This window comes from Pseudoalteromonas sp. NSLLW24, assembly GCF_015864725.1.
GTDB lineage: Bacteria > Pseudomonadota > Gammaproteobacteria > Enterobacterales > Alteromonadaceae > Pseudoalteromonas > Pseudoalteromonas arctica.
Genome location: NZ_JADYWQ010000020.1, coordinates 52,420 through 71,779, shown reverse-complemented (window position 1 = coordinate 71,779; position 19,360 = coordinate 52,420). Strand labels below are relative to the sequence as shown.

The window sequence follows — 19,360 nt, the reverse complement described above, 5'->3', positions numbered from 1 at the left end:
GATTTGAACCCTAGATGGGCTATAAACCCATGCCGGTTTTCAAGACCGGTGCATTCGACCACTCTGCCATCTCTCCGTGACGCAGAATAATACTTAGGTGATACCGCTGTGTAAATAGCAAAATGACTGTTTGCCTAAAAAACGTACGTAAATGAGGTTTTTTTTGTAAATAAGGGGAAATTAAGGCAATTTTTAATAAAATAAATAGGTTGCAGCAAACAAGGGGAGCTAAATAAGTGACTTCATTTAGTGGTTGAGTGTTCGCTGCACCGAAAAATAATCATGGTTGGGTGATTATTTATATTGAGCTGCGCCGCTAAGTGCTAGTCTTTTACCAATAGTGTTAAGTCTAGCTAACATTCTTGCTTTACGGTTAGTTGGTTTAACTGCTACTTGAGCTGCTGCTGTTTGATTTAATGTGTTAATTGGTTTCATTATTTTGCTCCGGGTTGTATATGTTGAAATCGCGTGCATTTTGCACGTTGTTTGATTAAAAAGACAACGATAAAAATTGAGCCTGACGGATTAGTTAAACTAATCCTTATTGATTTTATTAACGTGCGGTTCAGTGTTTTTTATTATGGTTTTTGCATAAATAGTTAAAATAAAATCGGCTTTACTCTCGCCAATACTGGTGTTTCTGTGTTTTTTTATTTATTTATATGCATTTCAAACAAACTTTTTGACTAGTTATTCAGATTAAAAAAACTCAATTAAACTCTTTTTTATTCGTTCTTAAATACATTGTTGGAAACAAAAGCTTGTCACTACTAATAATTATTAAACCAAGTACAAAAAAACAGAGTGAAAAATCACTAATATGGCTTAAAAGCATTTGTAAAAAACGCAGTTTTTCTTATTGTATGTTTACTACAACGGGAAACTTTAACGATGACTGCGCTCAAATAAGGTTGCTACTGAGTAAATTTACCAAAGTAGTTGTACTTGGCGGAGACGGTACATTGAGCTTGGCGGTTAATGCGTTAATAGGGAGTAGCTGTACGTTAGCATTATTGCCTTGCGGTACAGGTAACGATTTCTCGAGAGGGTTTAGTTGCAAAGAAGATGATTGGCGAAAGGCACTATTTAATACACCGACAGCAATTGATGTAGGAAAAATTAATAGCCGCTATTTTATTAATATTGCAGGGGTAGGGTTTGATGCTCATGTAGTTAAAGCGATTAATGCTAAAGCTAGTTTTTCATCTTTTGATTACAGTTGGACGAGCATTAAGGAGCTATTTTATTATCAAGCTCAGCAGTTACAAGGTACGTTTAATAACGATGTTAGGCAGTATAAAAATTTAATTACCGTATTTGCTAATCATAAGTACTTTGGTGGTGGTCTAGAAATAGCGCCAAAAGCAGATTTAACTGATGGGCTGCTTGAGTGTTATCAAATGCGATCGGGTGGGCTTTTTTATAACGTAATAAGCTTTATGAAGTTGTTTTTTAAGCGCCATCAGCATATAAAAAACCTTAACTACAGTCGCTTAAATACAGCTTCCATAAAAACTGAAGGGTTATTGATTGAAGCAGATGGTGAACTGGTAGGTAAAACTCCTGCCGTTATTAGTGTACATGGGCAGGCTTTACTTTTTCATATGCCAATAAAAAAGCGCCTACAGTAGGGTAGGCGCTTTTACGTTAGTTGCGTTAATAACGCGTCTAACTGGGGACGGAGCCACTTTTAGCCATTGCTCTATTAGCTAAAAAGGCGTTAATTCGTTTTGTTGGGGTAAGCACAATGGCGTTACCTAATAGCACTAGGCTAAATCCTGCAAAGGTATTTGCGTGCCATTCAAAGCCTTCAAAAAAGCTACTCAGTGTTACTGCCACTAGTGGGAATAAAACAATAACGTAGCTGGCTTTTTCAGGGCCTATATTTCTAAGTAGAGCAAAGTAGCAACCAAAAGCGATTACAGTGCCAAATATTGATAGATAAAGTAGTGATAGCCAGTAACTTGGTGGAGCGTTTAAACTAAATTGCACATCGTTCATTAATACATATAAAGCCAAGCCTATAGCGCTGTATAACATGCCCCATGCATTGCCTTGCAATACACCAATTTGTTTACGAGAATTACGAACGCTTACCATATTTCCTAATGAAGCCACAAAGGTGCCACCAAGGGCAAGTAGTAACCCGACCAATGCACCATTACTCAAGTCGAACTGCTGTAACTGTGGCCAAAACAGACACGTAATACCTAATACAGCGAGTACAGCACCTGTATAAATTCGTTTTGAGATTGGCTTACCAAAAAATAACCGAGTATTGACTATGTTCATAACCAGCAGCATTGAAAAGGCAATAGAGGTCATGGCTGAGGTAAGGTGATTTTGTGCCCAGTAAAGCATTAAATAATTTAATCCAAAATTACAAATGGCTAATAAAACAAAAAAGCCATGATCCAGTAACTTAAATCGCATGTCGGGTTTTTTGTACGCTACATATAACCACATTAAAAGCGCTGCAATAGCAAAGCGATAAAATAACGATAACTCTACCGCAATATCACCTAACTGAAACTCTATGGCTAACCAAGTTGAGCCCCAAATTAAAACGGTTGTAATGTATAGCGCTGCACTTTTCATGGTTAGTCTCCAAAGCCCGGTTGAATGGCTATTTTAAGACCTATCTGTATACTTACCATATACAGAAAAGTAAAAATGTAACCTATACAGATTTGGTGTGTGATGATAAGACAAAAAAATAGCCAAGGGCATGAGTTTTTATATCAGCAAGTTATTCAGTTGATTAGAGATATGAGCGCTCAACAAGTTTTACTCCCCGGCGAAAAACTTCCATCACTGCGTAAAATGGCAGATAACTTAAGCATAAGTATCCCCACTGTAAAACAGGCTTACCAGTCACTTGAAGATCAAGGGTTAGTAGAGGCGCGTGAAAAATCAGGATATTTTTTAAAAGTCGTTAGCATGGCGCATAATTTACCTAAGCGAGTTAAATTAAGTCGCGAACCTGTTGTGGTAAATAAACAAGCCTTAATAGAGCAGGTGTACAGCGCGATTCATCAAGCGAACGTAGTCCCTTTTGGTATCGCTAACCCAATTGCCGCAGCACCTACCGATAAAGCACTCGCCAGAAACATGCGCCGCGTAATGACAATTGCGGGCAGTAAAGCCATAAACTATGGCCCAACAGATGGGTTTGTACCGCTGAAAAAGCAATTAGTGCATCGCTATTTAGATTTTGGTATTGGCATTGATATGGACGAGCTTGTTATCACCAATGGTGCGCAAGAGGCCATGGCTATTGCGCTTAAGTGCGTGACAAAGCCTGGCGATGTAGTGGCTATTGAGACACCTTGTTATCACGGGATTATAGAGCTAATAGAAAGCTTAGGGCTTAAAGCGCTCGAAATACCACTGTGCCCAGATAATGGCATTTGGTTAAGCGATTTGGATCGCGCTTTGAATGAGCATGACATAAAAGCGTGTTTATTCTCGACAGCAATTAGCAACCCTGTAGGCAGCTTTATGCCAGATACAAATAGGCAGCAGCTGGTGGAGTTACTCGAAAGCCACGACGTAGTGCTTATTGAAGATGACGTATACGGCGATTTATATTTTACGGCAAACCGAGGTACGCCTGCTCTAGCATATTCCAAAAAAGGGTTGGTAATTAGCTGCTCATCTTTTTCTAAAACCGCAGCGCCTAGCTATCGTGTTGGTTGGGTAGTTGCAGGTAAATTTGCAACACAAGCGCGGCGATACAAAAGGGCATTAAGCTGCTCGGCTTCACTAATAAACCAATGGGCGTTATCAGAATTTATTGTAAGCGGAGAATACGATCGAAACTTAAAAGTACTCAGGCAGCGCCTGCGCGATAACAAAGAGCGTATGCGCTGGTGCTTACAGCAAACTATGCCAAAAAATACACGTATAAGCGATCCAAAAGGAGGCTGTGTAATGTGGCTAGACTTAGGAGGCGAATACGATAGTCAAAAATTATTTTTACTTGCTCTTGAGGTTGGTATTAGTATTACCCCTGGGCTTATTTTTTCAGCCTCTAATAAGTATAAAAGCTGCGTAAGGTTAAGCTATGGTGTGCCGTGGAGCGAGCAGATAGAGCAAGCAATTATTACTCTGGGTAAGCTCACTTTATTAGCTAAAAAGTAATACCAATCTGCTTATATATGGGGTCTATTTAACGTTAAGAAAATTACGCTAGAACTAGGCAAAAGTTTTTGTATCTAGTTGTTCTAAATAAAAAATTTTTAACGAAGTTATAGTGCAATTTAATTCGTTAAATTGATCAAAGATTTATGCAGGTTGGTATAAGTTTGGGAAACACAAAAAAGCAGCATTTAAGTAAACTTAAGTGCTGCCAAAGGGATGTTAAATAACGTTTGCTGTACTAATTCTGTTTAAAGCTAAATAACTGGTAACCTTTAAGCTCTGGCACTTGCATTACTAATTGCTCTTCTTGTTTTGCAATATCAGCAAAGTTTTCACATAAAGAGTTAGCTCTCTCTTCAAGTGCGCTTGCATGTAGCTCTACTTTTTCTTCTATTTGTGCACCCATATTTTCCATGCGTTGTTCAAAGGCATCCATATCGCCGCCTGAACCAAGTAACTCAGAACCTAAAGCCACTAAAATACTGCCCATTGATTGCATTACTGCTGATTCAACCGCTGTTTCTATCTGCTGCTCAAATTGTTGTTCAAAGTTTTCGCCAAATTGATTAAAACTTTGTTGGCCCATTACAAATGTACCTTGCTGGTAAAATGTGTTTTCTACCTCAATTTTAATGTCGTCCATAAGCTCAGACATATTATCAAGACCGTCAATATTAAATGCATTGCCTACTTCTTCTAATGCCACACCGGCAATTTTAACACCCTCTAACGCTATGTTAGCTACTTCAGGTAATTGAGTGCGTAAGCTGTCAGAGTACTTATTCAGTGCTTCGCGTTGTGAGCTATTAAGCGCTACAAGCTCGCCATTTACGGTTAAGTCACCATGGGCATTAAATTGCATAGTTTTATTATTGGCAGTAAAAATTTCTAATTCGTTTGGTTTAATACGTACATCGTTTTTAAATTCGACGTTACATTCATCGTTACTAAATGAAATTGCAGAATCGTTGTCGTTATGAGCCATAGCGGCTGGCGTACAAATTAATGCGCTAACTAATAGTAATTTTTTCATGTTTGTTCTCTACTTTTTGTTGATGACGATTAATTAATAACAAGTTTGATGCCAGTTTTATTTTTCCATAAAAAACAATTGATTAAGTGTTTTTATTTATTTTTTAGCAAGTCAAAATAATTAATAAATAACTATTTTTTAGTCAAATTGGCTAACTAATGAAAATTAATAAATTTTATTTATCGATACGATAAAAAACTCTCACTTTCCTCAATTCAAATTTAGCGCTATTTATTCACATTACTGACATGAAGACTATTTACAGTAGTCGCGTGGCTTTATTTTGATGTTAATTTGCATTGCACTTTGGCATTAAACATTTTTAATTTTACCGGCTATTGCGATAATAAAATCCTTGGTTGGTCTCAAACACTTTATGGAGTGGGTTGTGGGTAAGACATTTAGTTACGATGCGCTAGATGACGATTTTGTTGAAGACGAGTACGAAATGCTCGGACGTAATCAACACGATAAGAACAAGCAAAAGGTTAAAAAGAAGTTGGAAGACTACCTTGAGCAAAAACGCTTGCGTAAAAATCTAGGCGAAGACGATTTAAGCGATTACACCGATTAAATTTCACTAGTATAAATAAAATACCAATTAATATTGAGAGTTTAAATGTGCAGTTATGCGTATGTTTAAGTTTCAATAGTATTGGTAATAAAGAGGCCTTGCGCCTCTTTATTACTTTTTAAAGCGTACTTTTAGCCTGTGCTAATGCTTTTTGAATTGTAAGTTCTAGCTTTTCGGGTTTAATAAAAGGTGCATAACGTTTAATTGGTGTACCATCTGCGGCAATTAAAAATTTAGTAAAATTCCACTTTATTTTACGTGTTAAAAAACCAGGTAAAGCCGATTTCAAGTGACGAAATACAGGATGTGCATGCTCACCGTTTACATCTACTTTGGCCGCTATTAAAAAACTCACACCAAAATTAATTAAGCACCCTTGCTCTATTTGTGTTGCGTCGCCGGGTTCTTGCTGACCAAATTGATTGCACGGAAATCCCAGAATAACTAAACCTTGGCTGGCATATTTATTATGCAAAGCTTGAAGCGACTCGTATTGGTAGGTAAATCCACATTTACTTGCGGTATTAACAATAAGCACAACCTTCCCTTCAAAATCATTAAAGTTGATAGGTTGACCCTGCAAGCTTGTTGCGCTTAATTGATGGAATTTGTGCATATTGGCGTCTTTTTATTGTTGTTAGCCGCATTTTAACCTGAGTGCAGTATTTCATAAAGTATAAAGATCGCACTAATTTAAAATTAGAAATAGCCCCATACCGGCAAGCGTAGTGTAATAAATATTATGTGTTTTGTAGGCAACAATAATGGCGACTATTGCTGCGCTTAAATAAGGGTTTTGCCAGTTTAAGTTAATGCCATCTTCATTCAAAAACACGATAGGCACCCAAATTGCTGTAAGCACTGCTGGTGCGCTAAAGCTTAAAAATTGCTGCATTTTAGGGCCTACTTTAAACGGCAAAGCACGGTGTAAAAATAAATAACGCGTAAAAAATGTAATGCACGCCATGAGTAAAATAGTCGTCATCATGGCGTTACTTCCTTTTTAGTGGTTAGTCTTGCTGTGCTGTAACCTGCGGCCATTGCCAGCAGCGCTGAGCAAACAAGCCATAACTCAAATCCTGTGCTTTTTAAAAGCGTTGCGCTAATGCCTGCTACAATTACCGTAACGAGTGAGGCCAGATTTTTAATGCCCGGAATAACCAAAGCTATAAACGTGGCAGCAATGGCAAAGTCGAGCCCTAAATTAGTTAAGTCGGGCAGCATTGTGCCTGCTACAATGCCAATTAACGTCCAAATATTCCATGCAATATAAAAGCTAAAACCAGCGCTCAATGCGTATATTAAACGTGTTTTTGTTCTGTACGCTTTTCTATGGTGAGAAAATGCAAATAGCTCATCGGTTAATACAAAACTTACTGGTAAGCGCCAACGCATAGGTTGGTCAATTACCTTATGACGCACAGCTAAACCGTATAAAAAGTGCCGAGAGCTAATAATAAATGTTGTGAATAAAATTGTGAGCAATGGTGTGTTGCCCGCCATAAGTTCAATTGCAACAAGCTGTGCAGAGCCTGCAAAGACTAATAACGACATTGCTTGGGTTTCTAGTGCACTAAAGCCATTTTGAATCGCTAAAGAACCACATAAAATACCCCAAGGAACAACGGCTAAACACAGAGGTAGCATATCTAAAAAGCCTTTTAAAATAGCTTTTTTAACTGGTTGCATGATATTTACTCGCACGGCTTGTAGAATGGCTCATAAGGATACCTTAATATTATGATGTTAAAGTAGTTAACGAATTAGATAATACTGTTTTTTTAAGGATAGGCGCAATGACGACGTTAAAAGTGTGGGATGGGTTTATTAGATGCTTTCATTGGTTTTTGGTTGTAAGTATTGCGGTGCTTTATTTTAGTATTGAAGAGGGCATGATTGAGCTTCATTTTGTTGCTGGGTTCTTTACTTTAGCACTCATCGTAACGCGTTTAATATGGGGCATTATCGGAAGTAAAACTGCGAGATTAAGTGGGTTGCTGCACTCTCCTCGTGCTATTTTAAAGGCACTAAAGACACCAAGCGACTCGCTAGGTCATTCAGCACCTGGCAGTTGTATGGTAATGGTATTTTTTATAATTATAATTACGCAGCTTATTACCGGGTTAATGAGTAGTGATGGCATTTTAACTGACGGCCCGCTTGCTCAATATGTGTCTAGCGATACGATTGATTTTGCAAATTGGCTACATGAGCTGAATTTTGACATTTTACTTTATGCTATTGGTTTACATGTATTAGCTATTATTGTTTATAGAATAAAAGGTAAGCCGCTAGTTAAGGCGATGATCACAGGCTCAAAAGAGTTAAAAGCGGATGACTCTGAGGCTAAAGTAACAAAAGCGTCTTGGCCTGCGTGGCTAATATTTATATCTTTATTGGTGTTGCTGATATTTACGTGGGCAAAAGAACCTTTAACTTATTTATTTAGTTAAAAACACATTAAACCAATCTTAAAGGGCTGGTTTTTATTTTTGGTTACATTCTTTTGTTTGATTGTTATGCGGGGCCGAATTATAATCGCCGCATTGCTGGCAAACTAATCGAAAGATTAGGGCGCAAAGTTTCCGGTCTAAGGCTTTTTATAAAGCTATGGTAGCGGGACTACTGCATAACGTGTTGTTATGTATCACTTGCCCTCAGTGTATTTTTTGTGTATCCATAGTGTATGGATAAGATTTTGTAACTCTTAAGGTGTTGCCGTGTTTATGCATACGTCGTTGGCCTGTGGAAAGTGGTCAACAATAGGTTGCTTAAATCATCATACCCAATTGTTTATTGGCGATGTGGTGAGTGTAACCTTTTATGACATGCAAGGAGAGCTAGTTAGTTTATCATTTGATTACAAAATCACCTCGCTTGAACAAGGTGAACCTCACGCATGGCCACGTTTAGTTGCCGAGCATATTAACGTGCATGTACCCCTTGTTAGCGCAGGTAAAATGACCGAACAAGGTTTAATTGTAGCCTATAGAAACAATGAAATTTTTGCTTTGCAAAGCAGTGGTATATGTAAAGCGCATGTCGATTTTCATTGTATTGCAAAATGCGATGAGCGTGTTGTTAATAACCTTGATACTTATGATTACGTGTACCCTGAAAATTGTGAAAACTATAATGCGGGTACAAAGGTATTGCAGCCAAAAACAGGGCATGTTTATCAATGTAGGCCTTGGCCATTTAATGAGTTTTGCCGCGCGAGTGACGATAAAAAGTTTATGTTCGAGCCCGGTATTGGACAAAGTTGGGCTATGGCTTGGCAGCAAATATAAGGCTGTTAGTGAATTATCTTCCCAAAGGTATAGCGGTTTTAGTAATGAAGCGTTTACCGTTTTAGCCCATCCAACTATTGGATGGGCTTTTTTATTTTTATGATAAACTGTAAATCACGTTATTTTTTTAATTGGTTTTGTTGTGTCTCGTCCTGACTATTCTTTAAGTTTATTACCTAATTTCCCGATTGCTAAACAGCAAGCCCATACATTAAGTACTCATAATAAAATACGCACTGATAATTACTATTGGATGCGTGATGACGATCGTCAGGATGAGCAAGTACTTGCTCATTTACATGCTGAAAATGCGTATTGCGATGAACAGTTAGCTGCAATGAAGCCACTCCAAAATACACTTTTTGAAGAGTTAAAAGCACGCATTGTAAAAGATGATAACTCGGTACCCGTTAAAGACGGGAAATACTGGTATCACTCAGAAGTTCGTGGTGATGATGAGTACTCTCGCCATTATAGAAGCACGAGCATAAGGGCTGATAATAAAGAGCTTTTACTCGATGTGAATATATTAGCTGAGGGATTTGAGTTTTTTGAGCTAGGAGAAGTCGCACTAAGCCCATGCGAGCAGCTTATGGCTTACTCTGAAGATACTGAAGGTCGTCGTATTTATAATGTTCGCTTTAAAAGCTTAACGACCGGTGAAATGCTACCTGGTGTACTTGAAAATACAGAAGGGCAGGTTGTTTGGGCTAACGACAATAAAACTGTTTTTTACGTAAAAAAAGATTTAAAAACGCTACTAGGATACCAAGTATTTAGGCATGAGCTTGGCAGCGAGCAAAGCCAAGACGTAATGGTTTACGAAGAGCAAGACAGCAGCTTTTTTATGGGGCTTGGTAAAAGCCGCGACGAAGGCTTAATTATTATTGATTTAGCATCGACAGAGACCAACGATACATGGGTGCTTGATGCTAATAAGCCCACTGACGAATTTAAAGCATTAATGCCGCGTGAAGATGGCCACGAGTTTGACGTAGATAAGCTAGGTGACACATTTTATATTGTGACTAACTGGCAAGCTAAAAACTTTAGATTAATGACGGCAACAAACGAAACGATTGCTGATAAAACACAATGGTTTGAGCATACAGCTCACAGAGAAAATGTACTACTTGAAGGTGTAGAGTTATTTAATGACTTTTTAGTATTGAGTGAACGCGAGCAAGGGCAAGCTCGATTCGTAGTTGTTAATAGGTTAGGGGATCGTATGGCACTTGAGTTTGCCGATCCTTGTTATTATGCTGCAATAGCAATGAACCCAGAGCCAGACACTCGCACTGCGCGTATTTATTACTCAAGCTTAACAACACCAGGTTCTTTATATGATGTTGATTTAGCAACTGGCGAAAAAACACTACTTAAACAGCAAAAAGTACTCGGTAGTTTTAATGCCGATGACTATCAGTCGGAGCGATTAATGGTAACTGCTCGCGACGGAGTTAAAGTACCTGTGTCTGTTGTTTATCGAAAAGACAGCTTTAAAAAAGATGGCACAAATCCGTTATTTCAATACGGCTATGGCGCCTATGGCTATACGATTGATCCTAGTTTTTCTAGTTCGTCACTGAGCTTGCTCGATCGTGGCTTTGTTTATGTTATTGCGCATGTTCGAGGCTCTGAAATGCTAGGTCGCGAATGGTATGAGCAAGGTAAAAAAGAGCATAAACAAAATAGCTTTAGTGACTTTATTGATGTGACAAAAGCGCTTGTTGATCAAGGTTATTGTGATAGCAATAAGGTGTTTGCCTCAGGCGGCAGTGCCGGTGGCTTATTAATGGGAGCGGTTGTAAACCAGGCACCAGAGTTATATTGCGGTGTTGGCTGTCATGTACCATTTTTAGACGTATTAACCACAATGCTTGATGAGAGTATTCCGCTCACAACAAATGAATACGATGAATGGGGTAATCCAAATGAGCCTCAATTTTATGATGTAATTGAAGCTTACTCACCTTATGACAATATTAGCGCACAAAACTACCCGAACATACTCGTTACTACCGGTCTTCATGACTCACAAGTACAGTATTGGGAGCCTATGAAGTGGGTTGCAAAAATGCGTGAACTTAAAACAGACAGTAATATTTTAGTATTTAAAACCGATATGGATGCAGGTCATGGCGGTGCATCAGGTCGTTTTAAAAGCTTAGAAGAAAAAGCTCTCGAAATGGCCTTTTTTATTGCGCTGTTAAATTAACTGCAAAATCGGAAAATTGTATTACTCTATATATAGAAGTTGATATATATAAGGTAATTTATGTTTGGAGCACATGGCGAATTTCAGATTTGTTCACAGCCCCCTCATATGTATTTAAAATTGAAGGGGAGCTTTAACAATGAAGGTATAACATCATTAACTAATGGTGTTATTCAAGAATTGAGCACTCACCCTGAAAATACGATTAAGTTTGTGATTGTTAACTTAAAAGAGTTTGAACTGTTAACTTTAGATAGTCTTGATTCGTTAGAGGCCTATTTTGCGGGTGTAAAAGAACGTGGCTATCAACGAGTTGACTATATAAACATTAATATCATAGCTAAAAACATGTTTGAAAAAGTATGGAAAAATAGCGATGTAGAAGTTAATTTTTATAAAGATACCGAAAGCTATTTATTAGTGCATCCAAGTGATAGTTATATAAAACAGAACTGGTAATTAATATGAGTATTATAAACCGCTACTGAAGAGGGCTTATAATACTCTCTAAACACCCTTTATAGCGCCTTGAAAGGTTTAAGCACATATCGTTTTTAAGTCTGACTTTATAATCGCCACTGTCAGTAGGCATTAGTTCGCAGATAGCTTGTTTTCTTACCAGCGTTGAGCGATGAATACGAATAAACCCTTCTGGCTCTAGCTGCTGTTCAATATTTTTCATGGTTTCGCGGTGTAATACCGGTGTACTACCTTGGGTAAAATGGAGCTCTACATAATTGCCCGCACCATTAATCCAAATAATATCTTTTATATCAATTAGCCTTACCTTACCTACATCTTTAACTACGATATGTGATGATGGTTTTTCGGTTTGTGTGCTTTGTTGATATTGACGTTCGGCCGCGCTTGCAATCGGGCAAAGGTGAATTAGTTTATCAAAGCATTTATCAATACGTGGTGCAGTTGAATCTACTATTAAAAAATCAACAGCGCCAACTTCAAAAGCAAAACTCGCAAAATGACCCGACTGGGCAATAATGACTAACTTAAGCTTTTTAGCTAGCTCTGTTAAATGCACTATTTGCATAGGGTCTGCCAGATTAGTTAGTTCGTAAAACAGTACGTTGTATTGATCTGTATCTATCTGATCTAATCTGTTTGCCTGAATAAAAGATTGAGATTCAAAGTGTCGGTGCTCTTGCACGCGCTTTGTTAAAAATGTTGCAAACTTAGTGTTACTAACAAAAGTTAATGCATGAAAAGAAGCGACCATTATTTTATATCTCTTGCTGTATATAATAATAAAGACCGTGCTTAGCGGAAAAACTGTTATGAAAAGTACAATATATTTATAAAATAATTGTGACGTACTAATTCGTCCCATCAAACTAGCTATTCATACCAAAGATTACGCCTAATAAATAACGTACGTAGAGTGTTTAAATAAATCCCCTTACTGTAATCCGCGAAGTAACTATTTAGTTACAAAAATAACAATTCAGGGGAATTATATGACATTAACTAACAAAGGTAGCGCGCGATTATTTAAAAAATCGTCGTTAACAGTTGCGCTAAGCAGCGCGATACTTGCAAGCATTTCATTTCAAGGTGTGGCTGCAGAAGATGACGAAATTACTAAAATAGAACGTGTACAAGTTACAGGCTCTCGCATTCGTTCAGCTGAGGCGATGTCATCAGCGCCTATTCAAGTTGTAGATAGCACAGCAATCGACGCATCTGGTTCATTAAATATTCAAGATTTACTACTAGATAATCCAGCATTTGGTTCACCGGCAATCAGTCGTACTAACTCAAACTTTAGTACAGCGAGTGCAGGTGTTGCGACTGTAGATTTACGTAATTTAGGTTCTAACCGTACATTGGTATTAGTTAACGGTCGTCGTTATGTATCAGGTGTACCAGGTAGCTCTGCTGTCGATTTAAACACTATTCCGAGCCAATTTATTGAACGTGTTGAAATTATGACAGGTGGTGCTTCATCTGTTTATGGCTCTGACGCTGTTGCTGGTGTAGTTAACTTTGTTTTAAAAGATGACTTTGAAGGCGTTGAGTTTGATGGTCAGTACGGTGAATCGAGTGAAGGTGATGATGAGTCACGCCAATTTAACTTTACCTCAGGCTTATCAAGCTCAGATGGTAAAGGACACGCAATGTTTCACCTTGGTTACTCCGATCAAGGCGCTGTTTTCTCACGTGACCGTGATCGCTCAGCGGTAGACCAATTTTCAGGTATTTTCTTCGAAGATGATCCAGTAGCAAATCCAGGTTCTGTATTTGATGCAGTAAGCCCGTTTTTATCTTCATTTCCACCACAAGGTCGTTTTAGCGCTGGGGATGAAACATTTACATTTAATGATGCAAACAACCTACAAAACTCATTTAGTACTAATGGCGGCGATGGCGTAGCTGCAAATGGTTTTAACCGAAGCGGTGTACGTACAATAGCAATACCTACAGAGCGTTACTTATTCGCCTCAAATGGTAGCTACGAGTTAAGCGACAAGCATAGCTTTTTTTATGAAGGCACTTACGCTGCAACAACAACCGTTTCTGAATTAGAGCCATTTCCTTTTGCCTCTGACGACATTTATGCAAATGGCCAGGTACCAATTGAATTTAATGTAAACGGTGAGCTTTTACGTAACGCGTTTGTTCCAGACGATATATATAACGCAGCAACCGATACCGATGGTGATGGCGCACGAGATATCTTCTTTGCAAAACGTTTAAGTGATATCGGTAATCGTGGAGCACGAGCAGAGCGTGATACATTCCGTTTAGCACTTGGTTTTCAAGGTGAAATAGCCGATGGTTGGTTTTACGATACTTACTATGTATACGGTAAAACAAAAGAGCAACAAGTTTCAGGCGGTCTAGTTAATGTACAAAGCTTCCGTCAAGGTTTAGAAGCTGTGATCGATAGCCAAGATTTAGATGGTGATGGTATTACTGATGAGGCTATCTGTATCGATGCGACAGCACGTGGCTTTAATTGTGCACCAGTAGACATTTATGGTTTTAATTCGTTATCGCAAGGTGCTATTGATTTTGTAAGTGCACCTAGCTCACTTTCAACGTCGGTTGAGCAAGAAATCATTGGTGGTAATATTTCAGGTGATTTATTTGATTTACCAGCAGGTACGGTAGGTATTGCAGCTGGTTTTGAATACCGCGAAGAATTTTCACGCAGTGAATTTGATGCACTACAGCAAGCAGGTCTTAATGCGGGTAATGCAATCCCAGCAACAGAAGGCTCGTTTGACGTAACAGAGTACTATGTAGAAGCAAACATCCCAGTACTTGATACTGTAACGATGAATGCAGCAGTTCGTTTATCTGACTATTCAACTGTAGGTAGCACTGAAAGTTGGAATGTGGGTGTTGATTGGGAAGTAATGGATAGCTTACGTTTACGTGCTACTCGTGCTCGTTCAACACGTGCTCCAAATATCGATGAACTATTTTCTCCGCCTTCACAAACTTTCCCAAGTGGCTTAAACGATCCATGTTTAGGTGTTACTAATAGTGGCGGTGGTGCTGCTGGTGATGCTTGTCGAACAGATGGTGGTGTTACAACTAATATCGCTTCAAATGGTGAGTTCACGCTTAACCAGTCTGACTTACAAGGCATTAGTGGCTTTAACCGTGGTAACCAAGATTTAAAAGAAGAAGTTGGTGACTCTGTAACAGTAGGTTTAGTATTTACACCAGAAAACCTAATTTCAGGACTAGACATTACGCTTGATTACTTTGATATCGAAATTACAGATGCAATAGTATCTACACCTCGTCAGTTTATTCTTGACCAATGTTATGGCGGCGGCGATACAAGCTTTTGTGACTTTGTAACTCGTCGTAGTGCGCCATCAGGTAATAATAGTGCTGGTTCACTAGAATTTATCGACAGTGGTGTATCTAACAGTGGTGGTTTAGGTACAGAAGGTGTTGATTTAACACTAACGTACTCTACTGATATTGGTCCAGGTGCGTTTAGAACTCGCCTTGCTTATACTTACCTAATCGATGGTTATAGCATTCCACTTCCAGGCGCTGATAAAGATGAGTTTGCTGGAGAAATTGGTGCATCAGAGCATAAAGCTAACTGGAACTTTGGTTATAAACTTAACGACTTTGATTTTAACTGGAGCTTAACTTACATTGGCGCTGCAGACTTTGATGATCAATTCTTAAGTGGTTTTGGTATTGCTCCAGGTGGAGTAGGGATTGGTTCAGTAACGTATCATGATGTTCAAGCAAGTTACCATATCAGCGATTCAACAGAGCTTTACGCTGGTGCAAGTAACTTATTTGATAAAGAGCCACCGCGCATTTTATCGGGTGTGAGCGGTTCAAGTACTGGTACTGAAACTGATGCTGGTACGTACGACCCAATTGGTCAATCATTCTACATAGGTTTTAGAAGTAAATTCTAACCAACAATAACGACACTAATATAGTTACTTAATTAGTTACGTTCACAAAGCCTCAGTATCGCTGGGGCTTTTTTATTGGAAAAAATAATAAGAGCAGTAATACTTACACATTGTTTATCCCAATATATGAGCATTGTGCCCACTTAAACCAAAAACAACGCCACTGGTAACAGGGGCGTTGTTTAGTATTGGGGGGAGACTAATATAGTAACCGAATCGCTTGATTATTTAACGATTTATCCCTATTTGTGGCCCTCTTCATTGAGGGCTTTTTTTTGCTGGTTTAGTCTAAGTAAGCCTTTAGCATCCAAACCAATTTTTCTTGCTCTGAGATGTAATCGCTCATTAGTGAGGCTGTACCTTCATCGTCTGCATCACCAGCTTGGCTTAAAATATCACGCTGCATGTGAATTAATGTGCTGTAACCAGCAAGTAGGTTTTCTACGGCTGTAACGCCATCACTAATACCTTTAGCTTCTTTAATTTTACTTACTTCAAGGTAATCAGAAAATGCATGTAGAGGCGCACCATCTAACGTTAAAATACGTTCTGCAACTTCGTCTACTTTTAGAAGTAGTAAGTTATAAATTTCTTCAAATTTAACGTGTAGTTCAAAAAAGTTACGGCCTTTAATGTTCCAGTGAAAGCCACGCGCGTTCATGTATTGAATCTGGTAGCTACTCAATAATGTATTGAGTGACTTTATGATGTCTTCGCTTTTTGCACTGTTTAGACCAATTGCGTTTACATGTGACATAACTTGCTCCTGAATAACCGTTTGTTTGTGAACTTGTGATAAGTATCGCGGATTTTTATTGTTTAGTAAAATCGTTTAAATATATCTAGTTAATAGCTTTAACCTATTAACTGCTTTTGATACCAATACGCACCTTTAACTATTAATAGAAATGGGTCTGATTAATAAAAATACCACCCCTTAAAAGTAAATAAACTCTAAATAAGTATAAATTATGATCTAAAACAAACTTTATTCAAGGCGATAATTTAGCTATTTTTTTATTGATGCAGGTCAAAAATCATCCACCCTAACGGCGCATAATAAGTGTGTCGAAATAATTAGGAGAGATAACATGCATGCAAAAACAGCGAAACAAAATAAAGCGGAGTTAATAGTGGTAGGTCTTGCAGTCATCGCATTTGTATTAGGGTTAGTAGCCCACTTAGCAGGTGCGAGTTTTGCGAATTCGGATGTTTTTGGCTACATTGCGGCGCCGATTCCGCTTATATTAGCAGTAGTATTTTTAATTAGTTATAAAATAGCAGCCAATGCTGAGGATTAATCGCTTTCGTTTAAGCACTTTAAAATGTAATCGAGTACTTGGCGCGAGTAAATCATACTGGTATGGCTTAAATGAAACACTTTATGTTCGGCCATACCTTTAAGTTTGGTTTCATCTAGTAATACAGTGCCATCTGACTGGCTACCTTTAACTATTAAGGGCATAAGCCCAATAGGTAAATCGCCTGCAATACTGTAAAGCTTAGCTTTAAAAGGCCAATTACCATTTTTAGTAAGTAAAAATTCAACACTATTTTTTAAAAATGATTCAAACCCTTTTTGCTTCATCTTTTGCGCAATATGGCTGCCTTTGTGTGGAGTACCAAGCGTAATTACCTTCGTAACATTCTGGCTAGCAGGGGAGTTTGCCTCTAGGTAAGCACGTGCAATCAGCCCTCCCATAGAGTGGCATACAAGCGCTGCAGGCTCGTTAGAAATACACTCATCAATTTGTGCAAATATGGTATCGCGGTGAGGGTCGAGCGTATTATAGGTAATGTTTAATACTGTCATCCCCGATTCTTCAAGCCGTGAACAAAGTGGGCGCATAACAAAGCCAGACATATACAAGCCATGTAAAACAATAACGTGTTTAACTTTCATATGCTCCCTAATACCAATTTTATTAAAAACATGATCATTCTAGCGTATTAAATAATCCGCTACCTGCGTTAAAAATTATTTATATAGAACAACTATATGTCATAATTTTCACCTTGTTATCGACTTATTTATTTGTCGCTATAATAGATAACTAATTTAATGCAATTGGTATAACTACCGTAATTACATTAACTGTAGCGGTTTTATTTCAATATTGGTTGTATCGGTATTTACCCATACTTCACCATCTTGAATGGTAATGGCGAGCTTAATTCCACGATCAACTAAAGCAGCAAGTGCTTGTGTTGCTGCATAATCAAGGCTAAAAATACTTAGATTTTTAAATTCATACAATTTAGGTTGATGTTTTTGCCACCAAATTGCTTGATTGTTTTCACCATAAGTATATAGCACTACTTTTTTAGATTTATTACAGGCTTTTTTAAGGCGTTTTTCATCTGGTAAGCCAAGCTCAACCCACAGCTCTATCTCTTCACTATAGCTTACATGCCACAGTTCAGGCTCATCATCAGCGCTTAATCCTTTAGTAAATTCTAAACCATCACAGCTATTTAGCGCAAAAGCGAGTAAGCGAATCATCAACCGTTGATCGGTCTCTGATGGGTGTTGAGCCAAGGTTAAATTAAAATCTTGATAAACGTGGCGGTCCATATCGCTAAGCGATAACTGCACTTTCATAATGGTGGATTTAAGAGCCATAACAACTAATCTGAAAAAATTTGCGTCAGTATAGCGCAATTAAATGAATTGCCAGTTAAAATAGCGGTTAATTATACGTTAGGAGTTAAAAATGGCTATCCAGTGGTTCCCTGGGCATATGAATAAAGCCCGCAATGAAATTAAAGAAATAATGCCACAAATGGATGTGATCATTGAAGTGCTTGATGCGCGCATTCCCTACAGTAGTGAAAACCCGATGGTGGCAACCTTGCGTGAAGGCAAGCCGGTCATCAAAATTTTGAACAAAGCTGATTTAGCTGATCCTAAAATGACTCAAATCTGGAAAGATTATTTTGAACAAGAAAATGGTGTTAAAGCGATTTCTTTTGGACATGATAAAGCAGCTGAAGTAAGTCGTATAAATGAGCTTTGTAAAAAGTTAGTGCCGCATAAAGTGGGTGCAGATAAGCAAATTAAAGCCATGATAATGGGTATTCCTAACGTGGGTAAATCTACGTTAATTAATGTACTGGCTGGACGTATAGTTGCAAAAACAGGTAATGAACCTGCGGTAACCAAAGCACAACAACGCATTAAGCTTGAAGACGGTATTATGCTTTACGATACGCCAGGTATGCTTTGGCCAAAAGTAGAGAATGAAAACTCAGGTTATCGCTTAGGCGCTACCGGTGCCATTCGTGATACGGCGCTTGAGTATGAAGAAGTAGCAAGTTACACCGCTGAGTACTTATTGCGTGCATACCCTGAGCTTTTAAAAGCGCGTTATAAAATTACCGAACTGCCTGAAAGTGACTGGGAGTTTGTTGAAATGGCAGGTAAAAAACGCGGCTGTATTCGTGGTGGTAATCAAATAGACACATATAAAATGTCTGAAATACTAATCAACGAATTACGCGACGGTATTATTGGCCGTATTACTATGGAAACTCCGCAAATGCGTGAGGAAGAAGAAGTAATGGTTGCTGGTTTACGCGCCGCTGCAGAAGCTAAAAAAGCAGCTAAAGAAGAAGAAAAGCTTCAACGCCGAGCGCGAGCTCGTAAAAACCGTCGTTAATATTTAACCAGAGTTCAGGTTATTTAAT

General features: G+C 38.3%; 20 protein-coding genes and 1 riboswitch. Of the genes, 10 read left to right on the top strand and 10 right to left on the bottom strand.

The genetic code is table 11. From position 1 onward, the window contains the following. Positions 1-294: 294 nt before the first annotated feature. Positions 295-435: a hypothetical protein gene (locus tag I6E72_RS17420; protein WP_010554841.1), complete on the bottom strand. Its 141-nt coding sequence runs from the start codon at positions 433-435 to the stop codon at positions 295-297. Positions 436-761: 326 nt separating this feature from the next. Here I6E72_RS17420 and I6E72_RS17415 point away from each other — a divergent pair, with 326 nt between their 5' ends. Beyond that, positions 762-1,631 carry a diacylglycerol/lipid kinase family protein gene (locus tag I6E72_RS17415; RefSeq protein ID WP_197113396.1) on the top strand — a complete coding sequence of 290 codons (870 nt, stop codon included), beginning with the start codon at positions 762-764 and terminating at the stop codon, positions 1,629-1,631. A 37-nt stretch (positions 1,632-1,668) separates the two neighbouring features. Here I6E72_RS17415 and I6E72_RS17410 read toward each other — a convergent pair whose 3' ends face one another. Next, positions 1,669-2,598 carry a DMT family transporter gene (locus tag I6E72_RS17410; protein ID WP_007579798.1) on the bottom strand — a complete coding sequence of 310 codons (930 nt, stop codon included), beginning with the start codon at positions 2,596-2,598 and terminating at the stop codon, positions 1,669-1,671. 102 nt (positions 2,599-2,700) lie between these two features. Between I6E72_RS17410 and I6E72_RS17405 the strand changes: the two genes are divergently transcribed. Next, positions 2,701-4,143 (top strand): aminotransferase-like domain-containing protein, encoded by a 1,443-nt coding sequence (locus tag I6E72_RS17405; RefSeq protein ID WP_197113384.1) that lies wholly within the window; start codon positions 2,701-2,703, stop codon positions 4,141-4,143. Between the two features lie 238 nt (positions 4,144-4,381). Here I6E72_RS17405 and I6E72_RS17400 read toward each other — a convergent pair whose 3' ends face one another. Continuing rightward, complete coding sequence (locus tag I6E72_RS17400) at positions 4,382-5,176, bottom strand: YggN family protein (RefSeq protein WP_197113382.1); 795 nt, start codon at positions 5,174-5,176, stop codon at positions 4,382-4,384. A 388-nt stretch (positions 5,177-5,564) separates the two neighbouring features. Here I6E72_RS17400 and I6E72_RS17395 point away from each other — a divergent pair, with 388 nt between their 5' ends. Beyond that, the gene (locus tag I6E72_RS17395) at positions 5,565-5,750 is read left to right on the top strand and encodes a PA3496 family putative envelope integrity protein (protein WP_007579801.1); all 186 of its coding nucleotides are present in this window, start codon (positions 5,565-5,567) and stop codon (positions 5,748-5,750) included. A gap of 118 nt (positions 5,751-5,868) precedes the next feature. On the opposite strand, the gene I6E72_RS17390 is transcribed toward I6E72_RS17395, so the two are convergent. From I6E72_RS17390 to I6E72_RS17380, 3 genes are all read right to left on the bottom strand, one after another. Beyond that, on the bottom strand, positions 5,869-6,366 hold the full coding sequence (locus I6E72_RS17390; protein WP_169044531.1) for a glutathione peroxidase: 498 nt from the start codon (positions 6,364-6,366) through the stop codon (positions 5,869-5,871). Between the two features lie 72 nt (positions 6,367-6,438). Then, a complete protein-coding gene (locus I6E72_RS17385) occupies positions 6,439-6,738 on the bottom strand; it encodes an AzlD domain-containing protein (RefSeq protein ID WP_004335020.1) in 300 nt (99 codons plus the stop codon). Further along, positions 6,735-7,439, bottom strand: a complete 705-nt coding sequence (locus tag I6E72_RS17380; protein WP_024589490.1) for an AzlC family ABC transporter permease — start codon at positions 7,437-7,439, stop codon at positions 6,735-6,737. The genes I6E72_RS17385 and I6E72_RS17380 overlap by 4 nt, the downstream gene beginning before the upstream one ends. 107 nt (positions 7,440-7,546) lie before the next feature. Between I6E72_RS17380 and I6E72_RS17375 the strand changes: the two genes are divergently transcribed. The 4 genes from I6E72_RS17375 (at position 7,547) to I6E72_RS17360 (ending at position 11,717) form a co-directional block, all read left to right on the top strand. Next, a complete protein-coding gene (locus tag I6E72_RS17375) occupies positions 7,547-8,203 on the top strand; it encodes a cytochrome b/b6 domain-containing protein (RefSeq protein ID WP_007579804.1) in 657 nt (218 codons plus the stop codon). 88 nt (positions 8,204-8,291) lie between these two features. Beyond that, positions 8,292-8,380: riboswitch (cyclic di-GMP riboswitch) on the top strand. 96 nt (positions 8,381-8,476) lie between these two features. After that, positions 8,477-9,040: a hypothetical protein gene (locus tag I6E72_RS17370; RefSeq protein ID WP_024589489.1), complete on the top strand. Its 564-nt coding sequence runs from the start codon at positions 8,477-8,479 to the stop codon at positions 9,038-9,040. Positions 9,041-9,182: 142 nt separating this feature from the next. Next, complete coding sequence (locus tag I6E72_RS17365) at positions 9,183-11,258, top strand: S9 family peptidase (protein ID WP_197113380.1); 2,076 nt, start codon at positions 9,183-9,185, stop codon at positions 11,256-11,258. A gap of 60 nt (positions 11,259-11,318) precedes the next feature. Continuing rightward, entirely contained in the window at positions 11,319-11,717 is a 399-nt protein-coding gene (locus tag I6E72_RS17360) for a hypothetical protein (protein WP_007579808.1), read from the top strand. Between the two features lie 22 nt (positions 11,718-11,739). On the opposite strand, the gene I6E72_RS17355 is transcribed toward I6E72_RS17360, so the two are convergent. Continuing rightward, complete coding sequence (locus I6E72_RS17355; RefSeq protein WP_007579810.1) at positions 11,740-12,492, bottom strand: LytR/AlgR family response regulator transcription factor; 753 nt, start codon at positions 12,490-12,492, stop codon at positions 11,740-11,742. Positions 12,493-12,730: 238 nt separating this feature from the next. On the opposite strand from I6E72_RS17355, the gene I6E72_RS17350 reads away from it, so the two are divergent. Next, a complete protein-coding gene (locus I6E72_RS17350) occupies positions 12,731-15,673 on the top strand; it encodes a TonB-dependent receptor domain-containing protein (RefSeq protein ID WP_197113378.1) in 2,943 nt (980 codons plus the stop codon). 283 nt (positions 15,674-15,956) lie between these two features. Here the strand turns inward: I6E72_RS17350 and I6E72_RS17345 are convergent, their stop codons facing one another. Then, positions 15,957-16,430, bottom strand: a complete 474-nt coding sequence (locus I6E72_RS17345; protein ID WP_004334993.1) for a Dps family protein — start codon at positions 16,428-16,430, stop codon at positions 15,957-15,959. 334 nt (positions 16,431-16,764) lie between these two features. On the opposite strand from I6E72_RS17345, the gene I6E72_RS17340 reads away from it, so the two are divergent. Beyond that, a complete protein-coding gene (locus tag I6E72_RS17340) occupies positions 16,765-16,974 on the top strand; it encodes a hypothetical protein (RefSeq protein WP_024599694.1) in 210 nt (69 codons plus the stop codon). Here the strand turns inward: I6E72_RS17340 and I6E72_RS17335 are convergent. Together I6E72_RS17335 and I6E72_RS17330 are read right to left on the bottom strand one after the other, a co-directional pair. Further along, the gene (locus I6E72_RS17335; protein ID WP_024599695.1) at positions 16,971-17,576 is read right to left on the bottom strand and encodes an alpha/beta fold hydrolase; all 606 of its coding nucleotides are present in this window, start codon (positions 17,574-17,576) and stop codon (positions 16,971-16,973) included. The genes I6E72_RS17340 and I6E72_RS17335 overlap by 4 nt on opposite strands. A gap of 183 nt (positions 17,577-17,759) precedes the next feature. Continuing rightward, positions 17,760-18,296: a YaeQ family protein gene (locus I6E72_RS17330; protein ID WP_024593828.1), complete on the bottom strand. Its 537-nt coding sequence runs from the start codon at positions 18,294-18,296 to the stop codon at positions 17,760-17,762. 91 nt (positions 18,297-18,387) lie between these two features. On the opposite strand from I6E72_RS17330, the gene ylqF reads away from it, so the two are divergent. After that, on the top strand, positions 18,388-19,332 hold the full coding sequence (ylqF, locus tag I6E72_RS17325) for a ribosome biogenesis GTPase YlqF (RefSeq protein ID WP_169061299.1): 945 nt from the start codon (positions 18,388-18,390) through the stop codon (positions 19,330-19,332). Positions 19,333-19,360: the final 28 nt, after the last annotated feature.

What these genes read in the sequence shown, in the direction of transcription:
- I6E72_RS17420 (WP_010554841.1), bottom strand. Translation starts at nt 435, where the DNA reads ATGAAACCAATTAACACATTAAATCAAACAGCAGCAGCTCAAGTAGCA.
- I6E72_RS17410 (WP_007579798.1), bottom strand. Translation starts at nt 2,598, where the DNA reads ATGAAAAGTGCAGCGCTATACATTACAACCGTTTTAATTTGGGGCTCA.
- I6E72_RS17405 (WP_197113384.1), top strand. Translation starts at nt 2,701, where the DNA reads ATGATAAGACAAAAAAATAGCCAAGGGCATGAGTTTTTATATCAGCAA.
- I6E72_RS17400 (WP_197113382.1), bottom strand. Translation starts at nt 5,176, where the DNA reads ATGAAAAAATTACTATTAGTTAGCGCATTAATTTGTACGCCAGCCGCT.
- I6E72_RS17390 (WP_169044531.1), bottom strand. Translation starts at nt 6,366, where the DNA reads ATGCACAAATTCCATCAATTAAGCGCAACAAGCTTGCAGGGTCAACCT.
- I6E72_RS17385 (WP_004335020.1), bottom strand. Translation starts at nt 6,738, where the DNA reads ATGATGACGACTATTTTACTCATGGCGTGCATTACATTTTTTACGCGT.
- I6E72_RS17380 (WP_024589490.1), bottom strand. Translation starts at nt 7,439, where the DNA reads ATGCAACCAGTTAAAAAAGCTATTTTAAAAGGCTTTTTAGATATGCTA.
- I6E72_RS17375 (WP_007579804.1), top strand. Translation starts at nt 7,547, where the DNA reads ATGACGACGTTAAAAGTGTGGGATGGGTTTATTAGATGCTTTCATTGG.
- I6E72_RS17370 (WP_024589489.1), top strand. Translation starts at nt 8,477, where the DNA reads ATGCATACGTCGTTGGCCTGTGGAAAGTGGTCAACAATAGGTTGCTTA.
- I6E72_RS17360 (WP_007579808.1), top strand. Translation starts at nt 11,319, where the DNA reads ATGTTTGGAGCACATGGCGAATTTCAGATTTGTTCACAGCCCCCTCAT.
- I6E72_RS17355 (WP_007579810.1), bottom strand. Translation starts at nt 12,492, where the DNA reads ATGGTCGCTTCTTTTCATGCATTAACTTTTGTTAGTAACACTAAGTTT.
- I6E72_RS17350 (WP_197113378.1), top strand. Translation starts at nt 12,731, where the DNA reads ATGACATTAACTAACAAAGGTAGCGCGCGATTATTTAAAAAATCGTCG.
- I6E72_RS17345 (WP_004334993.1), bottom strand. Translation starts at nt 16,430, where the DNA reads ATGTCACATGTAAACGCAATTGGTCTAAACAGTGCAAAAAGCGAAGAC.
- I6E72_RS17340 (WP_024599694.1), top strand. Translation starts at nt 16,765, where the DNA reads ATGCATGCAAAAACAGCGAAACAAAATAAAGCGGAGTTAATAGTGGTA.
- I6E72_RS17335 (WP_024599695.1), bottom strand. Translation starts at nt 17,576, where the DNA reads ATGAAAGTTAAACACGTTATTGTTTTACATGGCTTGTATATGTCTGGC.
- I6E72_RS17330 (WP_024593828.1), bottom strand. Translation starts at nt 18,296, where the DNA reads ATGGCTCTTAAATCCACCATTATGAAAGTGCAGTTATCGCTTAGCGAT.
- ylqF (WP_169061299.1), top strand. Translation starts at nt 18,388, where the DNA reads ATGGCTATCCAGTGGTTCCCTGGGCATATGAATAAAGCCCGCAATGAA.